We start from the raw sequence: 24,553 nt of genomic DNA on the forward strand, positions 1-24,553 counted from the left end.
CGACTTGTGGTCTGGAGCCGACCCTATCGGGCGTCTCCCCGCCGACGGCTGGGGCGATCGCCGAACCCGCCCCAGGGGGCGGTTCGGGCGCCGCCGGGGTCCGCGAGACGAGGCGAGCCGCGAGCGAGGAACGAGCGGCGGGCGAAGCCAGAGGGGAGACCGCGCCGCAGGCGTCCGTTGGGGGCGGTGGAGGGCGACGAAGAGGGAGGTACCGCGCCGCAGGCGTCCGTGGAGGGTGACGAAGAGGGAGGTACCGCGCCGCAGGCGTCCGTTGAGGGCGGTGGAGGGTGACGGGCGGGCAAGGATCCCTGGCCGCGTGGACGCCCGAACAAGCATGGCCGGGGCGGAGGACCGGGGCCCTCCGCCCGCGTCGGATCAGCGCTGCCGGCAGCAGGCCTGACCGCCCTCCACGCACCGCGGCAGACCGCTCATCCGCACCACTTCCCCACGGTCGGTGTACTCGCGGACGAGCTCGGTCACCATGGACACGAAGCGCGGGTGGGTTCCGGGGCTGAGTGCGCGCTCGTAGCCGATGCCCAGCTTCTGGGCGGTCTCGCGGGCCTCCACGTCGAGGTCGAACTTGACCTCCATGTGGTCGGAGACGAAGCCGTGCGGGACGACCACGACCGCGGGGACCCCCTCCTTGGCCAGCTCGTCGATGCGGTCGTTGACGTCCGGCTCCAGCCAGGGCTGGCTGGGCGGGCCGCTGCGGCTCTGGTAGACGACCTCGTAGGGGTACTCGCCGTCGAGCCGCTCCGCCACCAGCTGCGCCACCTCGGCGAGCTGGGCCCCGTAGGCCCCCTCGGGCCCGAACCCCTGGTCCGGGCCGCCGCTGGCCTCGGCCATCGCGGTGGGGATGGAGTGCGCGGAGAACAGCAGGCGCGCGCCCGCGCGCTGATCGGCGGGGAGCGCGGCCAGGGCGGCGGCGGTGTGCTCGACCAGCGGCTCGATGAAGCCTGGATGGTCGTAGAAGGGACGGATCAGGTCGATCTCGGGCGCGTCGTCGCCCAGCGCGGCCCGGGCCCGGTCGATGTCCTCGTGGTAGGCGGTCCGGCTGGACCAGTTGCAGTACGCGGAGGTGGGCAGAGCCAGCACCCGGCGCACGCCGTCGTCCCGCATCCTGGCGAGGGTGTCGGTGAGCATCGGCTCCCAGAACCGGTTGCCCCAGTAGATGGGCAGATCCACCCCGTTCGCGGCGAAGTCATCGGTGATCGCGGCGATCAGGTCCCGGCACTGCTGGTTGATCGGGCTCACGCCACCGAACAGGAAGTAGTGCTCTCCCACCTCGGCCAGCCGCTCGCGGGGGATGTTGCGCCCGCGGGTGACGTTCTCCAGGAAGGGGATGACCTCGTCCTCGCCCTCCGGTCCGCCGAAGGAGATCAGCAAAAACGCGTCGTAAGGCCTCATGGGACCTATCAAACCAGCCCTGCGGGCACCCCCTGGACCGCCCCCGCCGCGGCGCCCCGTGTTCTTCGGCTCGCTTCGTCCCGCCCCCCTCTGGCCACATAAGTGACTGGTGGGTAATGTCACGTCGCATGACTGACGTGTTGTGGACCACATGGGCGGGTACTCACCAGGCGCGCCCCCGGCGGACGGCGGCCCCGAACAACACCGAGGAGGTCGCCGCGGCCGTCTCCTCCGCCGCGGCGGAGGACCTGCGGGTCCGGATGGTCGGGTCCGGCCACTCCTTCACCGACGTGGCCGTCACCGACGGCCTCCTCCTCTCCCCCACCTCTTTGACCGCCGTGCGCTCGGTCGACCCGGCTGCTGGGACGGTCACGGTCGAGGCGGGGCTGCCCCTGTGCGACCTGAACGACGCTCTGGCGGAGCAGGGGGTGGCCCTGTCCAACATGGGCGACATCGCCGTGCAGACCGTGGCGGGAGCCGTGCAGACCGGCACGCACGGGACCGGGCGCGACGCGGGCGGGCTGGCCAGCCAGGTGGTCGGGTTGGAGATGGTCCTGGCCGACGGGTCGGTCGTGGAGTGCTCGGCCGAGCGGGAACCCGACCTGTTCCACGCGGCCCGGGTGGGGCTGGGCGCGTTCGGTGTGGTCACCGCCCTGACCATGGCGGTGCGCCCCGCTTTCCTGCTGCACGCCCGCGAGGAGCCGATGCCGCTGGACGAGGTCCTGGAGCGGCTGCCGGAGCTGCGCGCGGGCAACGATCACTTCGAGTTCTTCTGGTTCCCGCACACGGGCAACACCAACACCAAACGCAACAACATCACTGAGGGCCCGGCCCAGCCGCTGTCGGACTTCAAGGCCTGGCTGGACGACGACTTCCTGTCCAACACGGTCTTCGACCGGGTCAACCGGCTGTGCAGACGCTTCCCCTCCCTCGTTCCGGGGGTGAACCGGATCAGCTCGCGCGCTCTGTCAGCACGTACCTACACGGACGTGTCGCACAAGGTGTTCGCCTCGGTGCGCGACGTGCGCTTCGTGGAGATGGAGTACGCGATCCCGGCCGAACACGTGGTGGACGTGCTGCGCGAGGCGCGGTCGATCGTCGACCGGGGCGACCACCGGGTGAGCTTCCCCGTGGAGGTGCGGTTCGCCCCGGCCGACGAGGTGTGGCTGTCCACCGCCCACGAGCGGGAGACGGCGTACGTGGCGGTGCACATGTACGCGGGGATGCCGTACGAGGCCTACTTCGCCGACCTGGAGGCGGTGTTCACGTCCGTGGGCGGCCGTCCGCACTGGGGCAAGATGCACACCCGTGACCGCTCCTACCTGGAGAAGGTGTACCCGAGGATGAGCGACGCGCTGGCCGTGCGCGACCGGGTGGACCCGCACCGGCGGTTCGGCAACGCCTACCTGGACAGGGTGTTCGGCTAGGGCCTGTTTCCTGGAACGGTCACCCGAGGGGGTTACCGTTCGGGCGCCGGCGGGGTTCTGCGAGACGAGGCGAGCCGCGAGCGGGGAACGAGCATGAATCGGGCCGCGCCGTAGGCGTCCGTTGAGGGTGGCGGCGGGCGACGGGCGGGCCGAAGCGAAACGGAGGACCCCGAAGACACCGCCTAGGGATTCGTGCCCGGGGAGTCGTCGGCGGTGGGCGCCTCCCCGTCCGGCGCGGTCCCCTCCGAGGTGCCGCCCTCTCCCTCCGCGGGCGGAGTGGGCTCGGTGGTCTCCCCGCCCGTGCCGGTGTCACCGTTTCCGGTGTCACCGGGGTCGGGTGTGGGGGTGACGGGGAGCTGACCGTCTCCGGCCCCCTCCTCCGTGCCGGTCTCCCCCGTCCCGTCGGTCCCCTCCGTGGCCCCCGTGTTTTCCGGGCCGCCCGTGGTCCCCTCCGTCCGCCCGTCGGCGTCCTCGGGCACGTCCACGGTGGTCTCGGGGGTCTCGGGCTCCTCCTCCTGCGCGGGTGGCGCCGAGGTTCCGCCGCCGAGGATCGAGGGTGCGGTGGGTTCGTCGTAGCCGTTCATCCACGCGGTCATGGAACGCCCGGTGAACAGCTCGAACGCCAAGATCACCAGCATGACCAGGGTGAACACGACGATGGCCGGGATGAGGACGGCACGCCAGCCAAGCTTTGTCGGTCGCTTCGCCGCCTCGCCCTCCCCGTCCTCGGTCACCGTGGGCAGGGCCATCGTGCGGGTGGGGTCGGTGTCCCCAGGCTCCGCGCCGTCCGTTTCCACGGCCACGCGCGCGATCGCCATCGTCCGAGTGGCGTCGGCCGCGCCCTCGTCCGCGTCGGGGGGCGGTACGGGCGCGGCGACGACCGTGACGCCGACCGCCCGCTCCGCCAGGTGCTTGGCCTGCTCACCGCTGCGGGAGAACCAGTGCTGGAGCAACGGGCTGGCGACCGTGCTCAGCACGGCGATCACGGCCGCGCCGATGACCGTGCCGTACACGTTCAGGTAGGAGGCCGCCGTCGCCGCGGTGAGAGTGGCGGCACCGGCCCCGGCGACCTGGGACACGCTCAGATCGATCCGCTTCTTCGCGGGTGCCTCCCCCTCATCGTGTGACTCGTGGTGTCCGGTCCGACCCATCCGGTCGTCCCCCCTTCTCTGGCCGCGCGGGGGCGCGGCGGGAACTCGATGGTGATCGTGAGTCGGGCGGCGGATGGACTCCAAATCCTCAATTCATCACAAACCGCCCATAAGTGAAGAACTTAGACTAAGCGCGCTCAGTGCCCGATAACGCCAGGAGTTAAGAAGGGTCACTGGACGGTGGACGTCGGCGTGTCGAGTTGCGCATCGAGTCATCCTGTGCATGGCCCAGGTCCGAGATCGGAGTTTTCCACAGCCCTGGGGTGATTCGGCACCCGCGGGATACCATCGCGGCGGAGCCTTGGCGCGGGAGAGAAGACATTCCGCGAGCGACCGCTCCCGGTCGGAGCAGGGTCCGCGTGTCAGGATTGGCACCGGAGACGACCGTGAGGGCCCCGGGCCTCCCCGGGGCGGCTCCCAGCCGCGGCGAGACCGCGGACGGGAGGCGGGCACACAGTTCGGACATGCCAAGCGCGGTACTGGCCGAACCGTTGTCGGCCGACCAGACTTGGAGAACGCGGGGGTTGGCCGCCGAACCTGCCCTCGACGGGACACGAAAGGGAGGGCGATGCACGAGCTTCGCCTCGTGGCCGTGAGCGAGGACGGCACCTACCTGGTGCTCGCCAGCACAGGCCGTGGAACCCGCTTCATGCTGCCCGTCGACGACCGCCTCCGCGCCGCCGTACGCGGCCAGTTCTCCCGGCTCGGCCAGTACGAGATCGAAGTGGAGAATCCGTTGCGCCCCAAGGAAATCCAGGCCCGCATCCGGTCCGGCGAGACCGCGGAGGCCATCTCCGAGATCTCCGGGATCCCCATCGAACGGGTGCGCTGGTTCGAGGGCCCCGTGCTCCAGGAACGCGAGTACATCGCCCAGCAGGCCCAGCGCGCCACCGTGCGCGCCTCGGGCGACGCCACCCCCGGCCCCTCCCTGGAGGAGGTGGTCACCAAGCGGATCGGCGCCCACCAGCTGGAGACCGGTGACGCCTCGTGGGACTCCTGGAGGCGTGAGGACCGGACCTGGCAGATCAAGCTCGTCTTCCTCCACGGGGGCGACGAGCGCGTCGCCCACTGGCTGTACGAGCCCAGACACAACAGCGTCACGCCCGCGGACGAGGAGGCCGCCCGGTTCTCCGAATCCCCCTCCGCCGTCCCTCTGGCCCCGCCGGACGCGACGGTCACGCCGTTCTCTCCCCGACGTCCCGAGGGGGCGGTGGAGCGGCCGCGGCCGGCACCCGAGCCGCCCTCGGAACTCCGAACCGACCCCGCCCCGCCCGCCCGGCGGCTGTCCTCCGCACCGGACACGCTCCCGGACGAGCCGCTGCGCGCCGCGGACCGGACCCGACCCGACCCCTTCGACCCTCCCGTGCGCGACGAGCGCCACCAGCGACCGCAGAACCCGCTCCCGCCCCGGGAGGCCCCGCGGGCCGACCCTGCCGCGAACCACCGCGCACCGGAGCGGCGGGACAGGCTCGTCCCCGACCACCTCACCGGGCGTGCGGCCCCGGCGCACACCTCCGGCCCCGCTCCCGCCGCCGAACCCGACAGCGCGCCCCCGCCGGCCGAACCGCCCGCCCAGCCCCGTCCCGCGCGGCGGCGCCGGGCCACCATCGACCTCTCCGACGCCGGACCCACGCGTCGCGCCGCACCCGAGCCGCCCTCGGCCCCGGCCGCCGCGGGCGGTGCGGGCGGTGCGGGCGACCACACCGCATCCAAGCGCAAGGGGCGCGGCCGCCGTGCCTCGGTCCCGTCGTGGGACGAGATCATGTTCGGCTCCAAGAAGGGCGATTGACCGGACCGCCGTGGTGACGGGCACGCCACCACGGTCCGGCCGACGCGGCCGCGGCGGGGAGTGACCCCGCCGCGGCCGTTTCGTGTCCGGAGCGCTCCATGCCTCCCCGAGGCCGCGTGTCAGCGTTCTGTCAGACCGGATCGGCACACTTGAGACCGAACGGTAGAAACGGAGGCATGATGACTGACGCCATCCGCGCGGAGGGCCTGGTCAAACAGTTCAAGGGCAAACGCGCCCTGGACGGGGTGGACCTGACCGCAAGGACGGGGGCCGTGCTGGGCGTCCTGGGGCCCAACGGATCCGGTAAGACCACGACCGTGCGCATCCTGTCGACACTGCTGCGGCCCGACGGGGGCCACGCCGAGGTCGGGGGCTTCGACGTGGTCAGGCGGCCACACGACGTGCGCCGCCTGATCGGGCTGACCGGACAGTACGCGGCGGTGGACGCCGAACTGACGGGCACCGAGAACCTGATACTCATCGCGCGCCTGCTCGGCTTCGGCCGCGCCGCCGCGCGCGCCCGGTCAGCCGAGCTGCTGGAGCGCTTCGAGCTCACCGACGCCGCCGGACGCCCCGCCAAGACCTACTCCGGCGGCATGCGTCGGCGCCTGGACCTGGCCGCGAGCCTCGTCGGCCGCCCCTCCCTGCTGTACCTGGACGAGCCGACCACCGGCCTGGACCCGCACAGCCGCAACGGCCTGTGGGACGTGGTGCGCGGACTGGTGAACGACGGAGTCACCGTGCTGCTCACCACCCAGTACCTGGAGGAGGCCGACCAGCTCGCCGACGACATCGTCGTACTGGACCACGGCAGGGTGATCAGCCGGGGCACGCCGGAGGAACTCAAGAACCACGCGGGCAAACAGGTTCTGGAGCTGCGCACGGTCGACCCGGAGCAGCTCGACCTGGCCGTCCGGATCGTCGAGGCGGTCACCAGCAGCCCGGTGACCGCCGACGGACTGGGCGCGAGCGTCCCTGTCACGGACGCGGCCGTCCTGCCCGAGGTGGTCCGCCGCCTCGACGAGCAGGAGGTCGCCCTCGCCGAACTGTCACTGCGCAAACCGAGTCTGGATGAGGTCTTCCTCGCGTTGACCGGCCACTCCGCCGAAGACGAGCCCGCGGGCGAGACCGTGGCGAAAGGGGTCTCAGCATGAGCGACGCGACCACCCTCAAGTCCTCCGCCGGGAGGCGTGAGGACGCGGCCGTGCCGGAGGCGCCGCGCGGGATCGACCCGCTGACCACGGTGAGCAACGGCCTCCAGCTGGCCTGGCGCAGCGTCCTGAAGATCAAGACGAACCCCGAGGAGGTCCTCGGGCTCCTGTTCATGCCGATCATGTTCGTGACGCTGTTCGTCTTCGTCTTCGGGCAGGCGATGATGGGCGACTGGCAGACCTACCGGGACTTCCTCATGCCCGGCATCATCGCCCAGTCGGTGGTCTTCGCCACGCTGGGCACCGGGTTCACCCTGTGCCAGGACGTGGAGAAGGGCATCTTCGACCGCTTCCGGTCCCTGCCCATCGCCCGTTCCGCTCCACTGATCGGCGCCATCCTGGGTGACCTGGTCCGGTACACGATCACCGTGGTGATGGTGCTGCTGGTCGGCCTGGCCATCGGGTTCCGCCCCGACGGAGGTGTGGTCGGCGTGGTCGCCGCCGCGGCGCTCATCCTGCTGTTCGCGTTCGCGCTCTGCTGGATGTCGGCGTTCGTCGGCATGATGGTGCGCACCCCGATGGCCGTGCAGAGCTTCGGAATGATCCTCATGTTCCCGCTGACCTTCGGCAGCTCGGCCTTCGTCGACCCGCAGGCCATGCCCAGCTGGATGCGGGTCGTCGCGGAGAACAACCCGATCACGCACGTGGTGAACGCCATGCGAGGTCTGATGATCGGCGGCGACGTCGCCGCCCCGGTGACCTGGACCCTCGTGTGGACCGCGATCTTCATCGGGATCTTCGGTCCGTTGGCCGTGTGGGCCTACCGGCGCCGCACCTGACCCGCGCGACCACCGACGGGCGATGTCGTCTCCGCACCCCCGGAGGCGGCACCGCCCTGGTCGGGCCGGCCGACCGGCTCCGCCTGACCGGACGACGGTACCCCGGTCACAACGTCCATCCGAGGTCCTCGACGTCGTCGGGCACGATCGGGGCCAGCCACTCGCTCACGCGGGCACGGATGTCCACCGTCCGCTCCTGCCCCGCCACGGCGACCAGGCGAGCGAGCTCCGCCCCGCCCAACCCCTCCGTGAGCTCCTCCCTCGCCCGGCGCACCAGCGGGCTCGCCACGTCGGACATCCCGCGCAACGCCCGCGCGTAGCCGAGCAGTGTGGCGGCCCACTCGGGGTCCCGCGCGGTCGCGAACGGGCCCAGGACCTCCAGCACGTCCGCGCAGATCGGATCGAGCCCGCGTACCGCGCGCCACCAGGCCCGCCCCGCGTCCCGCCAGGCGCGGTCGGTGTCCCCCGCCCTCCAGGCGACCGAGGCGGACACCAGCAGCCACTGCGGTTCCACGTAGACCGGCGCGAACCCGCCCAGCCGCGTCACGAGCGGCCCCAGGTCGTCCACCGCCTCCCGAGCGCGCTCCAGGTCACCGGACTCCCGCAGGAGTCGGGCCTCGACCAGGCGCGCGATGACCATGTGGTCGTCCTCACGCGGTGGGCCGTGCTCGGCCGTCGACTCCAGGTCGCGCCGGGCCCCCTCCGTGTCCCCGAGGCCGATGAGGACCTCGGCGCGCTTGATCCGGAGCAGCATCGCGATCGAGACCAGGCCCGACCGGTCCGCCAGTCGGATCCCGTCCGCGAGCAGGACACGGCAGCGGTCCAGGTCGTCGAACCGGTGCAGGTCCGACAGCTGGATGAGAGCCTGGAGCTCGCCCCAGCTGTCACCGACGTCGCGGAAGCCCTCCCGTGCGTGGAGCGCGCGCTCCATGGCCCGCTTCGCGTCGCCGAAGACGGCGTCGAGCAGGGCCAGCATCAGCAGTACCATCGCGCGCGTCCAGGGGGCGCGCTGGTCGGCGGCGCGTTCCACGCGCTCGCGCGCGGGCCCGTCGGGGCCCTCGGTCAACGCCTCGTAGACGAGACCGTACAGGAGCGCGGGATGGTCCTCGGGTCGTTCCCCCGCCTCCCGCAACACCTCCCGGACGGCGCGGAAGTTGTCCAGGACCGTCTCGGGGGTGAGTCCCCCCTCGGGGTGCGTGTGGAACAGGCAGCTGGCGTAGGCGATGGCCCGCCCCTCCGGTACCCGGCCGCCGACCAGCGACAGCACCTCCGAGCACCAGCGCCCGAACTGGTGCCAGCCGCCCTCCAGGATCCAGTACCACTGGGTGTACTCGACCAGGTCCAGAGCGAGGTCGACGTCGCCGCACCGCACCGCCCAGCGAACGGCGGCCCCGCAGTTGTCCGACTCGGCGTTCAGCCGAACGACCCACTCCGTCTGGCGGGGCCCCCGCAGCAGCGGGTCGCCCTCACGCCACAGATCACGCACGTAGCACGCGTGCGCGTCGCGGATCAGGTCCTCCTCACCGCTGTCGGTGAGGCGTTCGGCGGCGTAGGCGCGAACGGTCTCCAGCTGGCGGTACCGGGGCGGCGCGTCCTCGCGGACGGGGTTCTCCGCGATCACGAGAGACTTGTCGACCAGCGTGAACAGCACGTCCCACGCGTCGCGGCCCCCGACCGTGCCCTCCTCGCCCGGATCGGCGCAGATCTTCTCGACGGCCTCCAGAGTGGCGCCGCCCGCGAAGATGGACAGGCGACGCAGGAGCCGACGTTCGGGTTCGTCGAGCAGTTCCCAGCTCCAGTCGACGACGGCGCGCAGCGTGCGGTGGCCCGGGCGGGTGGAGCGGCCGCCCCCGGTCAGGAGACGGAAGCGGTCGGAGAGCCGGCGGACGAGCTGGGCCGGGGTCATCGACCTGAGGCGGACCGCGGCCAGTTCGAGGGCCAGGGGCATGCCGTCCAGGTCCCGGACGATACGCACGACGTGTCCCACGTTGTCGGGGGTGACCGCGAAGTCGGGGCGCACGGCGCGGGCGCGTTCGGTGAACAGTTCGACCGAGGCGTATCCCGCGGCCCGCTCGGCGGTGGCGCCCTCGGGAGGCAGGGACAGCGGGGGGACGGGGATGAGCCGCTCGCCCTGGACCCCGAGCGGTTCCCGGGACGTGGTGAGCAGCCGCAGCCCTGGGCAGCGGGCGAGAAGGGGTTCGACCACGCGTGCGACCTCGGCGACGAGGTGCTCGCAGTTGTCGAGGACGACCAGGGCCGGGCGGTCGGCGAGGAAGGCGGCGACGCGGTCCTCGGCCGGCCCCGCGGGCGCGCTGGAGCGGGCCTGGACGATGGCGTGTTCGCGCAGGTCCAGGGCGGCGGCCAGCGCGTCGACGATGTCATCACCGGAGCCGATGGGGGCGAGTTCGACGAACCAGCCGCCATACGGGAGCAGCTCGGGTGCGCGGTCGGCCAGGGCCGTGACGGCCTCGATGGCCAGCCGGGTCTTGCCCGCCCCTCCGGGGCCGATCAGGGTGACCAGCCGGGATCCGGTCAGCTGCGCCACGGCGGTGTCCACCTCCGCCTCGCGAGGGACGAAACTGGTGAGTGACGTGGGCAGGCGGAGTTGGGGGGCCGGTGTGGCGGCGCGCCGGACGCCGCTGGTGGAGTGGTCGCCACCGTCCTTCCGGCTCGGGGGTCCCTCGACGGTGAACTCCCCGCGCAGCACGCGCAGGTGGACGTCGGCCAGTCGTGGTGAGGGGTCCAGGCCCAGTTCCTCGGCGAGCCGGTCGCGAAACCCGTCGTGGACGTCCAGGGCGTCGGCGGTGCGGCCGGTTCCGGCGAGCGCACGCATGAGGAGTTCGACGGGGCGTTCACGGTGCGGTTCACGGCGGGCCAGGGCCTCGGCCTCGGGCAGGGCGTCGTCGGCCCGGCCCAGTTCGAGCAGGGCGGTCAGATGATCCTCGACGAGCGCACCGTGTGTCTCCGCCAGCCGAAGCGCCGTGTCCTCCGCCACACCCCGTGACGTGAGCTCGGGGAGGGCCGGTCCGCGCCACAGGGCCAGGGCGTCGCCGAATGTGGTGACGGCGGCAGCGTACTCACCCGCGGCGAGCTGGGACCGGCCGCGCTTGGCCAGGGTGTCGAACTCCGCCAGGTCCACCTGTTGGGGGTCGATGGCCAGCCGGTAGCCGGAGGCGTCACCCTGGATCTTCGTTTCCGGTCCCAGGGCCCGACGCAGCCGCGAGACCAGGGCCTGGAGCGCGTTGCCCGCAGATGACGGCGGCCCCTCGGCCCAGATGGCGTCGGTGAGTTGTTCGGTGGGGACCCGTTGGCCGGGTCGGAGCAGGAGCAGCATCAGCAGGGTGCGCAGGCGCGTGCCCCCGATGGTGACAGGCCGTCCGGACGCGTCGTGCACCAGGAGAGGACCGAGGATGGAGAACCGCACGGGTCCATGATCACCCATCCGGTCACCTGGTGCCCGGAATAATCCGTCCGAACAGAGCGTCGGGCGGGCACGGGCGAGGATCAGCGACGGATCAGGACGCGGACCGCAGTAGGGTTCGCTCAGGAACGCGCGTCGGCGAACCCCGAGGTGTCCGCGCACGCCCCCGCGGGTGCGGTACGGGGTCGCTTTCGACGCCGTTCCCCCGTACGTCAAGTTGTGCCCCACCGGCACGAAAGCCCAGCAGGAGTTCCATTGTTCCCGGCCCTCCCTTCCTCTTGGATCACCAGCGCGCGCAGCGCGTCCCGCAGGTCCGCGCTCCGGGGCGCGGGTGTGGTCGGAGCGGGCGCCGCCTTGGCCCTGGCCACCGGGTGCGGCGTGCTCTCACCCGGGCAGAACGGCGACATGCCCACCGACATCAGCGTCACGAGTGCGCTGATGCAGCAGGGAGAGCCGCTGCCGGACGCCTACGTGTGCGGCGGTGAGGAGTCGGAGGGTGACGGGGAGGCCGTGTCCCCGCCGGTGCGCTGGTCCGGCCTCCCGAACGGGGTGGGTTCGATCGCGCTCGTCGTGGACGATCCCCAGGCGGCTGAGGTGTTCTGGGTGGTCTTCGACCTGGACCCGCAGCTGGTCGAGTTGCGCCAGAACACCGTTCCGGCCGACGCCAAACAGGCCCTGAACAGTGCGGGGGAGGCACGGTACGGGGCCCCGTGCCCCACCGACGGCGACGTCCACGAGTACCGGTTCACCGTCTATGCCCTGGACGCCCCCTTGGACCTGCCTGACGGCGCCGAGCTGAGCCGGGCGCTGGACGCGATCGCCGACCAGGCGGTCGCGCGGGGGTCGCTGGTGACTACCAGCGAGTAATCGGGGCATCGGTCGGATGACGCGCCCCACAGGCGGTTTCGCTCCCCGTCGGCTCCTGACGCACCGAGTTCGACACGAGGAAGCTCGTATCGCCCTCTGCACACGGAGCACGACAAGGCATACAGTGGGGCCGTGCCCCTCACCCCGTTTCAGATGACCGTTATCCGTCCGCCCGCCGCTCAGCACCCCGAACTGAGACCGCACCGGATCGCCCGCGTCGCGTCAGGCGCGCGGGCCTGGCAGCCCGGACGAACGCGGCCCCGGGCAGCCGCCGTCTCCCCTCGGCCAGCCCTCGCCAGGGCGGTCCACGGTGTGCTCCGGGTGCGGCCGACCTCTCCAAGGTAGTGCGTACAACATGACCGTCACCGTCATCATCATCATCGCCATCATCGTCGTGCTGGCCGTGCTGGTGCTCCTGCTCTTGGGCATGCGCGCGTTGAGCACGGGCTCGTCCGAGGACGCCCGCGGCGACGACCACGAGTACGAGGACCGCGAGGACGCCGAGGCCGAGGACCGGGGTCGAGGCCGCGGGGGCGAGGCGCCCCGTCGGTCCCGGCGCGCGCGGACCGACGGGGACGGCGGATCCGGACGTCGTCCGCGGAGCGGGCGGCGGCGCGGTGTGGCCTGGGACGACGACTCCGACCTGGCCGACAACGGATTCTGGTCGAGTCTGGACGGTGAGGGCCGGGACGAGCGTCTCGACGACGAGACGCCGGATCCCCGTGCGGCGAAGGCCGAGGCCTACGACGATGTCGACGCCTACGGGGACGGCTACGACGACGGTTACGAGGACGGATACGACGACTACGACGAGGGGTACGAGGACGAGCGCGGCCCCGCTCCGGAGCCGGTGCGAGGCGCCGGGGGGAGCGGCGCGGACGCGGCGGCGCACCCGTCGGACGTGACCGCTGGCCCCACCGACGATCTCGCCGTCCTGGCCAGTCTCGGGCAGAGTGCGGGACCGGTTCCCGCCGAGCCCCGGGAGAGCGAGCCGCGCCCCCGGGCCGAGTCGGCGGGGCCCGAGGCTCCGCGCGACGACGACCCGCTCGGTACCGGACCGTGGACACCCAGCCGGGGGCTCCCCTCCGCGGCCGCCCCGGAGCCGTGGTCCGGGGCCACCGACCGCGATCCACGGGGCGGCGCGGGTTCGGTCCCCCCGGGTTCGTTCGGCGGTCACGGCACGGGGGACCCGCTCAGTTCCCCGTATCCCGGCACCGCGTCTCCGGGGACCCCGTCCCACGGCACTCCGGGCTCCTCGTACACCGGTTCCCACTATTCGGGTTCCTCCTTCGCGGCACCCTCCGCCTCCGGGGAGGCGTCGAACGGTGCACCCGCCCAGGGCGACCCGCTGTCGGGACCGTCGGGGTACGGCTCGGGCGCCCCCACGTTCGGCGACCCCCTCGGATCGCCCCGATCGGACCGCGCCGGGTCCAGCGACCCCCTCGACCCCGGCTTCCGGCCCTCGCCCTCCGGCGAGGACGCGGGCTCACCGATATGGTCCAGCATGGACACGGGAGCCCACCAGCGTCCGGCCGCGCGGCACCCGCTCGGTTACGGGCAGCAGGACGGCCCCGGAGCCTCCGGCGGCCACGACACCGGCACGCACCGGCGACCGGCCCACGACACCGGGGCCCACGCACACGGGAACCACGGCGCACCGCCGCGCCCCGAGTACGACACCGGAGCCCACAGCGCCCCCGCCCCCTATCGGCCCGAGTACGACACCGGCTCCCACGCACACGGGAACTACGGCACACCCCCGTTCCCCCAGTACGACACCGGAGCCCACAGCGCCCCCGCCCCCTATCGGCCCGAGTACGACACCGGCTCCCACCGGCACCGGTCCCACGACACCGGATCCCACGCACGCGGCTCGTACTCGGGCGACGCCCTGTGGGGCGGGACCGATGCGGGACTCGGCGGGCCGAGCGCGCCCACCGGCCCCGGGTCCGGCTACGCGTCCGGTGGTTTTGGCGGCGACCACACCGCTCCCACCCCGCCCGGCCACGCGCCGTTCGACACAGGGGGGGACTCGCGGTTCCCCGTCGACCCGCCCGCTCCGGGCGGCGCCTTCCCCGGGGGGCCTCAGGGCTTCCCCAGCGGCGGTTATCCGGTGGGACCGTACTCCGGGGACCACCCGGCGCCGAGCCGTCCCCCGGCCGACCACGGCGCCCGGCCACCCCGGTTCCCCGAGCCCTACGGCGGTGTGCCCTCCACCTCCGACGCCCTCCACCCCGATATGCTGGACGGCCACCCCCAGCAGCCCGGCCACGGAAACGGCTACCCGCCCGCCGACGAATGGCAGCGGTGGGAGAACGGGCGCAACGGGACCCCGCCGCCGCCCGGCCACCCGAACGGCGCTCTCCCCGGAACACCGTACGGGCCCCCTCCTTCTTCTCCCGACACGCTTGACCCACGCGGAACACGTGACCCGTACGGCCGGGAGTACTACGAGGGCGGATACGAGGACGGCCGTTTCCTCTGAACCGGAGGGCGCCGCGAGTCGGCGCCGTCCGTGACTCGGCGTAGCGACATATCGGGACCTTCCGGTCCGCCCGCCTGACCGTTTCACACCGCCGGGGCGACGAAACACCACCGTCGCCCCGGCGGTTCTCCTTTCCCCGCGCCCCCGCGCGGTGTGAAACCAAGAAAACGGTTACCAAAACCGCGACAGTCCGTCACATCGCATGCCCCGCGTTGACTACAGTTGGTGACTAACTGCGGACTCTTCGCGTCCACAGTGCCGTTTCGCGTTCTCACGCGCATCCCCCGTCCGGACACCGACGTCCGCGTGCACCGCCACCCGACCGCCTGGTCCGACCCGAACGGAGCAACCATGCGCACCGATACCCAGGGAACACCGACCGCGTCGCCGCCCCCCACGGCCTCCCCCCGGCGCCTCCCCGACCGGAGAGCCGTCATGGCCGACGTCGGGGCCTCCCTCGTCGTCTTCCTGGTCGCCGTCCCGCTGTCCCTGGGCATCGCCGTCGCCGCGGGCGCGCCCCTCATCGCCGGTCTGACCGCGGCCATCGTCGGCGGTATCGTCGCCGGATTGTTCGGCGGGTCGATGGTGCAGGTCAGCGGGCCGACCGCGGCACAGACGATCATCGTCGCCGAGCTGATCACCACCTACGGCTGGCGGGTCACCTGTCTCATCACCGTCCTCGCCGGACTCCTCCAGGTCGCCCTCGGCGCCGTCCGCATCGCCCGCGCGGCTCTGGCCGTCTCCCCCGCGGTCATCCACGGCATGCTCGCCGGCGTCGGCGCCACCATCGCCCTCGCCCAGCTGCACGTGGCGCTGGGCGGGGCGCCACAGAGCTCGGCGCTCAGCAACATCACCGACCTGCCGCACCAGGTCGCGCACAACCACACCGCCGCCGTCGCGGTCGGGGTCATCACGATCGCCATCATGTTCGGCTGGGGCAAGCTGCCGTCGATCGGCCGGATCCGCCCCTCGGTCGTGCCCGCCTCCCTGGTCGCGGTGGGCACGGCGACCGCCATCGCCACCCTGGGCCGCTGGGAGGTGCAGACCGTCTCCCTGCCCGACTCCCTCGTCGACGCCTGGTCCGGCCCCGCCCTGCCCGAGGCCGGACAGTGGCACGGCGTGGCCATGGCAGTGGCCGCGGTGGCGATGGTCGCGAGCGTGGAGTCCCTGCTGTCGGCGATCGCCGTGGACCGCGAGCACGGTGGGCGCCGCGTGCGGCTCAACCGTGAGCTGTTCGGCCAGGGCGCGGCCAACACCGTCAGCGGGGCCCTGGGCGGGCTGCCCGTGGCGGGCGTGATCGTGCGCAGTACGACCAACGTGCGCGCCGGAGGCCGCACACCCCTGTCGGCGGTCCTGCACGGTGTGTGGATCCTGGTGTTCGTCGCCCTGTTCGCGCGCGTGGTCGAACTCATCCCGATGGCCGCGTTGGCCGCGCTGCTGGTCTTCGTCGGGGCACGGATGGTCTCCATCGCCCACCTTCGCGACCTGCGCCGCCACCACGAGGGCAGCGTCTACCTGGTGACCCTGTTCGGTGTGGTCTTCCTGGGGCTCCTGGAGGGGGTGTTCCTCGGGTTCGCCCTGGCGATGATCGTGTCACTGAGGCGTCTGACCCGGTTCACCGTCCGCACCGAGGAGCACGGCGGTCGGGTTCACGTGTCCGTGCACGGGTCGCTCACCTTCCTGGGCGTGCCCCGGCTCGCGCATGTCCTGCGCACGATCCCGTCGGGGGCCCGGGTCGACCTCGACCTGCACGTCGACTTCATGGACCACGCGGCCTTCGAGTCCATCCACGCCTGGCGTGTGGACCACGAGCGCGGCGGGGGCAGCGTCGACATCGACGAGACCCACGAGCAGTGGTACACGCGCAGCTCCGCACGGACCGCCCCGGCCGCCAAGACCTCCCCTCACGGGCCGGGGCGGTGGTGGGCGCCCTGGGAGATGCGCGGGGAGGCCGACGGCGAGGTGAACGCGCTGGGACTGCTGACCGCCGGGGCCCGTGAATACCACGCCAGCACGGCCGACCGGATGCGGTCGGTGATGAGTCGGCTCGCGCACGGCCAGTACCCGACCGCGCTGTTCGTCACGTGCGCCGACTCGCGGGTGGTGCCCAACGTCATCACCTCCAGCGGCCCCGGTGACCTGTTCACCCTGCGCAACGTGGGCAACCTGGTGCCGCCCTCGGGCACCTCCGGGGACGGGTCGGTGGGAGCCGCGGTCGAGTACGCGGTCACGGTGTTGGGGGTGCCCTCCATCGTCGTGTGCGGGCACTCCCACTGCGGTGCGATGAAAGCCCTGCTGGAGGGCGCCCACACGGACGCGGAGGAGGCCGGCACCACGCACATGTGCCGGTGGCTGGCCAACGCGGCGCCGAGCCTGGCGCGTATCGACGTTCCGGAGAGCCCTCCGGAGAGCACGCCGACCTCGGAGACCCTGTGCCGCCTGGCCCGGGCCAACGTCGAGGAACAGCTCGGCAACCTCATGAGCTACCAGGTGGTGAGGGAACGGGTGGAGTCGGGGACGCTGACGCTGACGGGGATGTACTACGACCTGGAGACGGCCAGGGTGCACCTGTTGGACGCCGAGACGGGGCGCTTCTCCCCCGTGCGCGGCCTCCAGGACGTCACCGGTCCCGTCCCGCCGCCGCGCACGGGCGGGGGTCAGCTGATCGACGAGTCGTCGTCGGGGGCGTCGTCACGACCGTCCTGCTGAACACCCGAGGCCTGGTAGGCGGCGAGCGCGATGATCACGACGATCGCCAGGCCCGGCAGGCCGAAGAGGATCACCCAGAAGATGGTGGAGTCGAACAAGAGTCACCCATTCCCGTGGACGCCGATGCCCGTTGGGCCGCCGACCTCGCGGCCCACGGGCGGACGCGCTCCGGGCACCGCCCGGGCACGGAGCGCAGAGCCAATCTTCCCACGGACACGGGGATTCAGCCATCACCCGAGGGCTGTAGCGCCGTACCGGCGGCGGCCTCGCGTCGGACCTCCAGGACAACCGCCGTTCCCGCCACGGGCCGGGCTTCGTACACGGTGATCATCCGGCCGGGCCGAAGGCGCCGCCACCGCGAGGCGTCGCGAGGAGCGGGTCGCGCCGTGGCTCGCGCACCGGGTTCCAGAGAGGCGGCTTCCAGCGACGCGGGGGCGTCCACGCCCTCGATTATGGGCCACGGCCCCACTCCGCCGACCGGCCCGGAATCCGGAACACGGCCGACTCTCGGACGCTGAGCGCCTGGTCAGGAGGGTGTGAGGGAGGGAGTCGGCCGGTAAGCCGGATTCTGTCGGTCCGAAGGGACCGGACGGCCATCCATCTGGGACCGCCGTTGCCGACGGCCTCGGTGCGGTCTACCCGCGAACTCGGGCGGGCCGCCCTCGAACATCCGCGCGGGAGCCCGAAGGCTCCTTTTTTGACCTTGCTCCGGGTGGGGTTTACCTAGCCGGCCGGATCACTCCGGTCGCTGGTGGTCTCTTACACCACCGTTTCACCCTTACCACCGCGAGCGGTGGCGGTCTGTTTTCTGTGGCACTGTCCCGCGGGTCACCCCGGGTCGGTGTTGCCGACCACCCTGCCCTGTGGAGTCCGGACTTTCCTCGAACCCGTACCGCTGGCACGGGGCCGCGACCGTCTGGCCGACTCCCCCTCACCCCGCATTCTACGCCCGTTCGCCGGGGCTTCCGTCCAGATGGGCGGTGTCGTTCAAGGAACGCACCACCATGGGTCCGTCCGCGTAGCAGTCCACCTCGGTCAGGCAGGCCGTGTCCAGGAACATCCGGTACAGGGCCGTCACCGGAGCGAGCATCGCCTGCTGCACGACCACCTTGATCGGGGTCACGTGCGTGACCACCAGGACGGTACGGCCCGGGTACCGGTCGAGGAGGGCCGCGCGCGCGGCGCCGACCCGCTCCGCCGCCTTGGCGAAGCTCTCGCCTCCCGGCGGCGCCGTCTCCGGGTCGGCCAGCCACGCGTCGACGGCGCCGGGCGCCCGCTCGCGCGCCTCGGCGAAGGTCATACCCTCCCAGTCGCCGAAGTCGGTCTCCACGAAGCCCTCGTCGACCTCAATCGGCAGTCCGAGCTCCTCGGCGGTGTAGGCGGCGGTGTCGCGGGCCCTCCGGAGCGGAGAGGAGACCACCACGTCGATCGGCCAGGCGGCCAGGCGGCGAGCCGCCGACCGGGCCTGGGCGTGACCGTGGTCGGTCAACGGGAAGTCGCCTCGCCCGGCGAAGCGGCGCTCCACGGACAGCGGGGTCTGCCCGTGGCGCAGCAGCACCAGTCGGGTCGGGTGCTCCTCGGCGGACGCCCAACCGGTACTCACTGCGCGGTCTGGGCGCCCAGACCCGACTCCTCGGTGCGGACCAGGATGCGGCGGCAGTCCTCGCAGCGAACGACCTCGTCGGCGGGGGTCGCGCGGATCTCGTTGAGCTCCACCGTGCTCAGGGCGAGCTTGCACCCACCGCAGCGCCCGTACCGCAACGGCGCGGCGGCCAGCCCGTCGTGCTGCCCGCGCAGCTTGTCGTACAGGGCCAGCAGGTCGGCGGGCACGTCGGCGGCCACGCGCTCACGGTCCTGGAGCACCCGGGTCCGGTCCCACTGGATCTCGGCGGCGGCGGTGTCGCGTCGAGCGGTGGCCGCGGTGTACTCGGCGGCCTTCTCCTCGTGCTCGGTGACCAGGCGGGCGGCCTCGGCCTCCAGGCCCTCGGCGCGCTCCATCACCTCCAGCACGACCTCCTCCAGCTCAGCCTGGCGACGGCCCAGGGAGGCGATCTCCGACTGGAGGTTCTGCAGCTCCTTGGCGTTGGTGATGACGCCCGACTCCAGACGCTGGGAGTCGCGGTCGGCGCGCGCCCGCACCTGGTCGACGTCGCTCTCGGCCTTGCGCTGCTCGCGGCCCACGTCGGAGATCCGTGTCCGCACGGCGATCAGTTCGGCGTCGATCTCGTCCACGCGCTCCTTGAGCTCCGCCGCCTCGGAGACCTCCTTGAGGGTCCGGGCACGGTGGTCCAGACGCTGGAGCTCGGTGTCCAGGGCCTGGAGGTCGAGCAGTCTGGCCTGTGCGGCGGGTTCGGCTTTCACTTGTCACGTCTCCTGGAGTGGCTGGGGAAGGCGGGGTCGCCGTCCGCGCCCGTCTCTGTGCAGTTGGGTTCGACCGCCCGGTGGGACGGAAGAGGGGTCTTCAGATGTGGGAGAAGGCCCGCGACCAGGTGTCCGTCACGATCGTCGACACCCGGATCTCCACGTTAGCCCCATCAGAGCCGTTCGCGCGCGCGAGTGCGTCAGCCAGGTGGATCGCCCCGTCCGCGAGCCAGGGCCACTCGCTGGCGAAGTGCGGAGTGTCGATGAGGGCGGGACCGGGGTCCTCGACGAACTCCGAGGCCGGGTGGTGGCGCAGGTCCGAGGTGACGAACACGTCCACACCCGCCGCCCGGGCGGCGCCGAGCAGGGAGTCACCGGCCCCGCCGGACACGGCGACGGTGGTGACCAGGCGGTCCAGGTCACCCGCGACGCGGATCCCGGGAGCCGTCGCGGGTAGCCCCTGGGCCACCTGCGCGGCGAAGTCGTGCAGGATCATCGGCTGGTCCAGGGTGCCGATCCGTCCGATGCCGCGCCGCCCCTCGGGGTCGGTGGTGTCAGGGTCGAGGGGGCGCAGATCCCCGTTGAGGCCCACCGCGCGCGCCAGGGCGTCGGACACCCCGGGCGCGGCCGTGTCGGCGTTGGTGTGCGCCGTGTACAGGGCGGATCCGGCGCGGATGAGCCGGTGCACGACGTTGCCCTTGGGGGTGTCGGCGGCCACGCTCGTGACGCCGCGCAGCATGAGCGGGTGGTGGGTGATGATCAGGTCCGCGCCCCACTCCAGGGCCTCGTCCACGACCGCGGCGACCGGGTCGACGGCGAACAGGACACGTCGCACGCTCTGTCCGGGGTCCCCGCACACGAGACCGACGGCGTCCCAGGACATGGCCCAGCTCGGTGGGTACATCCCCTCGAAGGCGGAGATCACGTCGGCCAGGCGGTGGGGTGGCGTCGCGGTGTTCACGGCCCCGACACTAGCGCTTCGGCGGACCGCCGCGCGCGGGAGGGGAGATCCGCGAGTCGACCGCCCACGGAGCCGAGACGATCCACGACCTCCGGCGGCGCGTCGAGGTCGAAGTCGGCGTCGAGGGAGAGCACGGCCATCGTGTACTGGCAGACCAGGTCGAGCGAGTCGGCGCTGATCCGCACCGCGCAGGAGTCCGCTCCCGTGGCCTCGATCGCGCCCGGGATCGGCCCGTACAGCCGGGAGCGCACGGTCTCGGCCGACAGCCCGAGGACGATCCGCGCGGTGTGGCGGTGGATCGCCCCGGCGAAGGAGCGCACGACGTACTCGGCGGGGTCGGCGGCGGGCAGCTCCCTGGGCGTGAAACGGCGGTGGGTGCGCCGGATGCCGTCCATCCGGTCCACCCGGAAGGTGCGCCAGTCCCCACGGCCGGTGTCGTGCGCGACCAGGTACCAGTGTCCTCCGTGGTCGACCAGGTGGTGGGGCTCGACCCGGCGCTCCCCCGTACGGCCCGCGCGGTCGCGGTAGTCGAAGTCCACGACCGCGTACTCGCGGCAGCACGATCCGAGCATCGCCAGATCGCGGGGGCTCACGCTCGGGACTCCGTCACGGCGCACCGCCATGGTGGTGCCGCTGACCGCGGTCAGCCGCGGACGCAGCCGGGTGGGCAGCACCCGCTGGAGTTTGGCCAGGGCCTGCGATGCGCTCTCCTCGACGCCGGAGACGGTCACCAGGCCGAGCCCGATGGCCACCGCCTCCTCGTCGTTGAGCAGCAGCGGCGGGAGGTCGTGTCCGGGGACGAGCCGGTAGCCGCCCGCGACCCCGGGGACCCCCTCCACCTGGTAGTCGAGCGACCGGAGCCGGTCGACGTCGCGGCGCAGGGTGCGGGCGCTGACGCCGAGGCGTTCGGTCAACTCCGCGCCCGCCCACTCGCGTCGACTCTGCAACAGGGACAGCAGGCGCAGCAGCCGCTGCGGCATGCCCTTGCGGACCGATGCGTCGTACATGCGCTCAGAATGCCAGGAATCGCGGCCATGGTGTGGCCGCATCGCCTCCTAGGTTGGCCGCATGACGCAGACGACGCAGGATACGAACGTGATGCGGGCGCTGGTCACGCGGGTCTCCGGACCGGTGCTGTCACCGGCGCGGGACGGATACGACGCGGAGCGCACGGGGCTCCAACTGCTGGGCGGGCACCGGCCCGCGGCCGTGGTCGGCGCGACCGACGCGAAGGACGTCGGAGCGGCCGTGGCCGCGGCCGCGGACCATGGGCTCCGGGTCGCGGTCCAGGCCAGCGGCCACGGTGTGGGGGTTCCTCTGGACGGGGGCGTGCTGATCAGCACCCGCCGCCTGGCGGAGGTGCGGGTGGACCCCGACCGGCGCACGGCGTGGGTGGCCGCGGGCGCGCCCTGGGCCCGCGTCATCGCGGCCGCCGCCGAGTACGGGCTGGCTCCGCTGTCCGGGAGCGCCCCCGGCGTCGGCGCGGTCCCGTACACGCTGACCGGCGGTGTGGGCCTGCTGGGCAGAACCCACGGATACGCCGCCGACCACGTGAGACGGCTCGACGTGGTGACCGCGGACGGACGGTCGCGCCGCGTCTCGGCGGAGGAGGAGCCGGATCTGTTCTGGGCCGTGCGCGGCGGTGGCGGCTCCTTCGGCGTGGTCACGGGGATGGAGATCGCGCTCTTCCCGGTCGACCGGTTCTACGGCGGCAGCCTGTACTTCGACGTCGACGGGGCTCCCGAGATCCTGGACGCCTGGCGGGAGTGGACCGCGACGGCCCCGGAGGAGCTGACCTCGGGCCTGACGAAGCTGGTCCTCCCCGACGTGCCGGGGGTGCCCGAACCGCTGCGGGGCAGACACGTCGCACAGGTGGCCCTGGCCTGGGCCGGCCGACCCGAGCGGGGACCGGCCGTGGTGGAACCGCTGCGCGCCGCCGGGCCGATCCTCATGGACACGCTGGGCGAGATCCCCTACGCGGAGTCGGGCGGGGTCTACGCCGAGCCCGACCATCCGCACGGCTACCGTTCCCGCAACCTCCTGGTCGACGGACTGGACCCGGCCGCGACCGCGCGACTGACCGAGCTGACCGGCCCCGGTCTGCCGTTCACCACGGTGGTCGGGCTCCGCCACCTGGGTGGCGCCCTGGCACGGCCGCCGGAACATCCCGACGCGGTCGGCCACCGTGACGCCGCCTACTCGGTGACCGTGCTCACTGTCGGCGGAGACGACGGGGCCGAGGCGCGTGCGCTCCGGGACGGGGCCGCGTCGCTGTTCGACGGCCACGTGCTCGGGCGCTCACTCGGTTTCAGCTTTGGTCCGCTCACCGACGCCGAGGTGCGGGAGGCCTTCGCTCCGGAGGACTTCCACCGCCTGTCCCGGATCAGGGCCGCCCACGACCCGCATGAGGTGGTCCTGGCCAACCATCGGATCCCGCCGCTGGTGTGAGTCACGGGTCCGGTCGCGCTCCGCCCGGCGCGACCGGACCCGTGCCCACCTGCGTCTAGGCTGTTCACCGCTATGAACAAAGAACAACAGCGGCCCGAGTCCCCGGTCGGCGCGCACGTGCCGGTCGCGGGCGGGATGGCGACCAAGGGTCTGGCCTACGCCGAGGAGATCGGCGCCGAGACAGTGCAGGTGTTCGTGTCCAACCCGCGCGGGTGGGCGACCAACGGGGGCGACCCGGAGCAGGACGCGCGCATGCGCGAGCGCACCGACCTGCCGCTCTTCGTGCACGCTCCCTACCTGATCAACCTGGGCACGCCCAGCGACGAGACCGCGGAGAAGTCGGTCCGGTCCTTGGAGCACGCCCTGGTCCGAGGTGGTGAGATCAACGCGCGCGGCGTGGTCGTGCACACCGGGTCCGCGGTCTCGGGCGGCCGGGAGGCCGGTTTGGAGCGCACCCGGGACCGGCTGACGCCGTTGCTGGAGCGGCTCGGCGACGACGTCCCGCCGGTACTCCTGGAGCCGATGGCCGGGCAGGGGCAGGTGCTGTGCGCCACCGTCGACGACCTGGTTCCCTACTTCGAGGCCCTGGACTGGCACGAGAACGTGGGCGTGTGCCTGGACACGGCGCACATGTTCGCCGCCGGACACGACATCTCCACTCCGAAGGGCATGTGTGAGGCCCTGGACCGCTTCGGCGAGGTCGTGGGCGGGGACCGGTTGCGGGTGATCCACGTCAACGACTCCAAGGAGCCGTGCGGGAGCAAGAAGGACCGCCACGAGAACATCGGTGCCGGCCACATCGGCTCCGAGCCGTTCGGCGAGCTGTTCACGCACCCGGTGACCGCGGGGGTTCCGCTGATCCTGGAGACGCCCGGCCCGGCCAAGCCGCACGCGGCCGACGTGACCACGCTCAAGGGGCTGCGCGCAGACCGTTCGTAGGCGCCGCGGGGGAACGGGACCGGATTCCCGTGCGCCCAAGGATGGGGGACAATGGTGGCGCCCGTGGCCGGGCGCGGTGTGGGACGAGGGAAGGGAGCCGCCCGATGGAGCCGGTGTCAATGGTGGTCGGAGCGGTCATCGCGGTGGTCGGGTTCGTCGCCGGACGCCAGGTGACGAGGCGCCAGGCGCGTGCCTCCCTCACCCAACAACGCCAACACGAACAACAGCGGGCCGTGCAGGGCGGACACCAGCAGCCGCAGCCGCTCTGCGGATGCGGCCACCACCTGGTCTTCCACGACAAGTCGACCAAGAAGTGCCAGACCCAGGTGGTCATCCCCGGCCGCTGGACGGGCCAGGCCGGTTCCACCTACCGCCAGTGCATGTGCCAGGGCTACCGGGGCCCCATCCCCCTCGACGAGTACTACGCCCCCGACCTGACCGAGGGGAACAACCCGTAGGGCGGCGTCTCCCCCTCGCTGTGCCACGCACGGCACCCACCCTCAGGCCGCCGCCCTCCGTGGCACCGAGGACCGGGCCGTGTGCGGGAAGCTGGGACACGGACCGCTCCGGGATGACAACCGTCCGTCCCGCCGCGACA

Annotated in this window: 18 protein-coding genes and 1 other RNA gene; 10 read left to right on the forward strand and 9 right to left on the reverse strand. The window is 72.5% G+C overall.

Going from position 1 to position 24,553, the window contains the following annotated elements; genetic code table 11:
* Positions 1-375: 375 nt before the first annotated feature.
* Complete coding sequence (locus KIK06_RS11455; RefSeq protein ID WP_040688992.1) at positions 376-1,407, reverse strand: ferrochelatase; 1,032 nt, start codon at positions 1,405-1,407, stop codon at positions 376-378.
* Positions 1,408-1,535: 128 nt separating this feature from the next.
* On the opposite strand from KIK06_RS11455, the gene KIK06_RS11460 reads away from it, so the two are divergent.
* Entirely contained in the window at positions 1,536-2,834 is a 1,299-nt protein-coding gene (locus KIK06_RS11460) for a D-arabinono-1,4-lactone oxidase (protein ID WP_268643145.1), read from the forward strand.
* Positions 2,835-3,016: 182 nt separating this feature from the next.
* On the opposite strand, the gene KIK06_RS11465 is transcribed toward KIK06_RS11460, so the two are convergent.
* Positions 3,017-3,985, reverse strand: a complete 969-nt coding sequence (locus KIK06_RS11465) for a hypothetical protein (RefSeq protein WP_268643146.1) — start codon at positions 3,983-3,985, stop codon at positions 3,017-3,019.
* A 568-nt stretch (positions 3,986-4,553) separates the two neighbouring features.
* Between KIK06_RS11465 and sepH the strand changes: the two genes are divergently transcribed.
* The 3 genes from sepH (at position 4,554) to KIK06_RS11480 (ending at position 7,764) form a co-directional block, all read left to right on the forward strand.
* The gene (gene sepH, locus KIK06_RS11470; RefSeq protein WP_268643147.1) at positions 4,554-5,774 is read left to right on the forward strand and encodes a septation protein SepH; all 1,221 of its coding nucleotides are present in this window, start codon (positions 4,554-4,556) and stop codon (positions 5,772-5,774) included.
* A gap of 179 nt (positions 5,775-5,953) precedes the next feature.
* On the forward strand, positions 5,954-6,928 hold the full coding sequence (locus tag KIK06_RS11475) for a daunorubicin resistance protein DrrA family ABC transporter ATP-binding protein (RefSeq protein ID WP_026127556.1): 975 nt from the start codon (positions 5,954-5,956) through the stop codon (positions 6,926-6,928).
* On the forward strand, positions 6,925-7,764 hold the full coding sequence (locus KIK06_RS11480; RefSeq protein WP_017598347.1) for an ABC transporter permease: 840 nt from the start codon (positions 6,925-6,927) through the stop codon (positions 7,762-7,764). Before KIK06_RS11475 ends, KIK06_RS11480 begins: the two co-directional genes overlap by 4 nt.
* Before the next feature lie 106 nt (positions 7,765-7,870).
* Here KIK06_RS11480 and KIK06_RS11485 read toward each other — a convergent pair whose 3' ends face one another.
* Positions 7,871-11,188 carry a BTAD domain-containing putative transcriptional regulator gene (locus KIK06_RS11485; RefSeq protein WP_268643148.1) on the reverse strand — a complete coding sequence of 1,106 codons (3,318 nt, stop codon included), beginning with the start codon at positions 11,186-11,188 and terminating at the stop codon, positions 7,871-7,873.
* Between the two features lie 252 nt (positions 11,189-11,440).
* Here KIK06_RS11485 and KIK06_RS11490 point away from each other — a divergent pair, with 252 nt between their 5' ends.
* From KIK06_RS11490 to KIK06_RS11500, 3 genes are all read left to right on the forward strand, one after another.
* Entirely contained in the window at positions 11,441-12,052 is a 612-nt protein-coding gene (locus KIK06_RS11490; protein WP_017598349.1) for a YbhB/YbcL family Raf kinase inhibitor-like protein, read from the forward strand.
* 355 nt (positions 12,053-12,407) lie between these two features.
* Positions 12,408-14,537 (forward strand): hypothetical protein, encoded by a 2,130-nt coding sequence (locus tag KIK06_RS11495; RefSeq protein WP_268643149.1) that lies wholly within the window; start codon positions 12,408-12,410, stop codon positions 14,535-14,537.
* Between the two features lie 351 nt (positions 14,538-14,888).
* The gene (locus KIK06_RS11500) at positions 14,889-17,246 is read left to right on the forward strand and encodes a bifunctional SulP family inorganic anion transporter/carbonic anhydrase (protein WP_268643150.1); all 2,358 of its coding nucleotides are present in this window, start codon (positions 14,889-14,891) and stop codon (positions 17,244-17,246) included.
* Here KIK06_RS11500 and KIK06_RS11505 read toward each other — a convergent pair.
* The 6 genes from KIK06_RS11505 to KIK06_RS11530 form a co-directional block, all read right to left on the reverse strand.
* On the reverse strand, positions 17,195-17,344 hold the full coding sequence (locus tag KIK06_RS11505; RefSeq protein WP_017598351.1) for a hypothetical protein: 150 nt from the start codon (positions 17,342-17,344) through the stop codon (positions 17,195-17,197). The two genes, KIK06_RS11500 and KIK06_RS11505, sit on opposite strands and share 52 nt — an antisense overlap.
* 443 nt (positions 17,345-17,787) lie before the next feature.
* Positions 17,788-18,174: RNase P RNA component class A (rnpB, locus tag KIK06_RS11510), an RNA gene on the reverse strand.
* 15 nt (positions 18,175-18,189) lie between these two features.
* Positions 18,190-18,849, reverse strand: coding sequence for a histidine phosphatase family protein (locus tag KIK06_RS11515; protein ID WP_017598352.1), 660 nt, complete (start codon positions 18,847-18,849; stop codon positions 18,190-18,192).
* Positions 18,846-19,607 carry a zinc ribbon domain-containing protein gene (locus KIK06_RS11520; RefSeq protein ID WP_268643151.1) on the reverse strand — a complete coding sequence of 254 codons (762 nt, stop codon included), beginning with the start codon at positions 19,605-19,607 and terminating at the stop codon, positions 18,846-18,848. The genes KIK06_RS11515 and KIK06_RS11520 overlap by 4 nt, the downstream gene beginning before the upstream one ends.
* 100 nt (positions 19,608-19,707) lie before the next feature.
* Positions 19,708-20,568 (reverse strand): Nif3-like dinuclear metal center hexameric protein, encoded by an 861-nt coding sequence (locus KIK06_RS11525; protein WP_268643152.1) that lies wholly within the window; start codon positions 20,566-20,568, stop codon positions 19,708-19,710.
* A complete protein-coding gene (locus tag KIK06_RS11530; protein ID WP_268643153.1) occupies positions 20,565-21,575 on the reverse strand; it encodes a helix-turn-helix transcriptional regulator in 1,011 nt (336 codons plus the stop codon). The genes KIK06_RS11525 and KIK06_RS11530 overlap by 4 nt, the downstream gene beginning before the upstream one ends.
* 61 nt (positions 21,576-21,636) lie before the next feature.
* Between KIK06_RS11530 and KIK06_RS11535 the strand changes: the two genes are divergently transcribed.
* From KIK06_RS11535 to KIK06_RS11545, 3 genes are all read left to right on the forward strand, one after another.
* Positions 21,637-23,016: an FAD-binding oxidoreductase gene (locus KIK06_RS11535; RefSeq protein WP_268643154.1), complete on the forward strand. Its 1,380-nt coding sequence runs from the start codon at positions 21,637-21,639 to the stop codon at positions 23,014-23,016.
* Positions 23,017-23,088: 72 nt separating this feature from the next.
* Positions 23,089-23,955, forward strand: coding sequence for a deoxyribonuclease IV (locus KIK06_RS11540; protein WP_268643155.1), 867 nt, complete (start codon positions 23,089-23,091; stop codon positions 23,953-23,955).
* Between the two features lie 104 nt (positions 23,956-24,059).
* A complete protein-coding gene (locus KIK06_RS11545) occupies positions 24,060-24,413 on the forward strand; it encodes a hypothetical protein (protein ID WP_268643156.1) in 354 nt (117 codons plus the stop codon).
* Positions 24,414-24,553 lie beyond the last annotated feature (140 nt).

This window comes from Nocardiopsis sp. EMB25 (genome assembly GCF_026797795.1).
Lineage (GTDB): Bacteria > Actinomycetota > Actinomycetes > Streptosporangiales > Streptosporangiaceae > Nocardiopsis > Nocardiopsis lucentensis.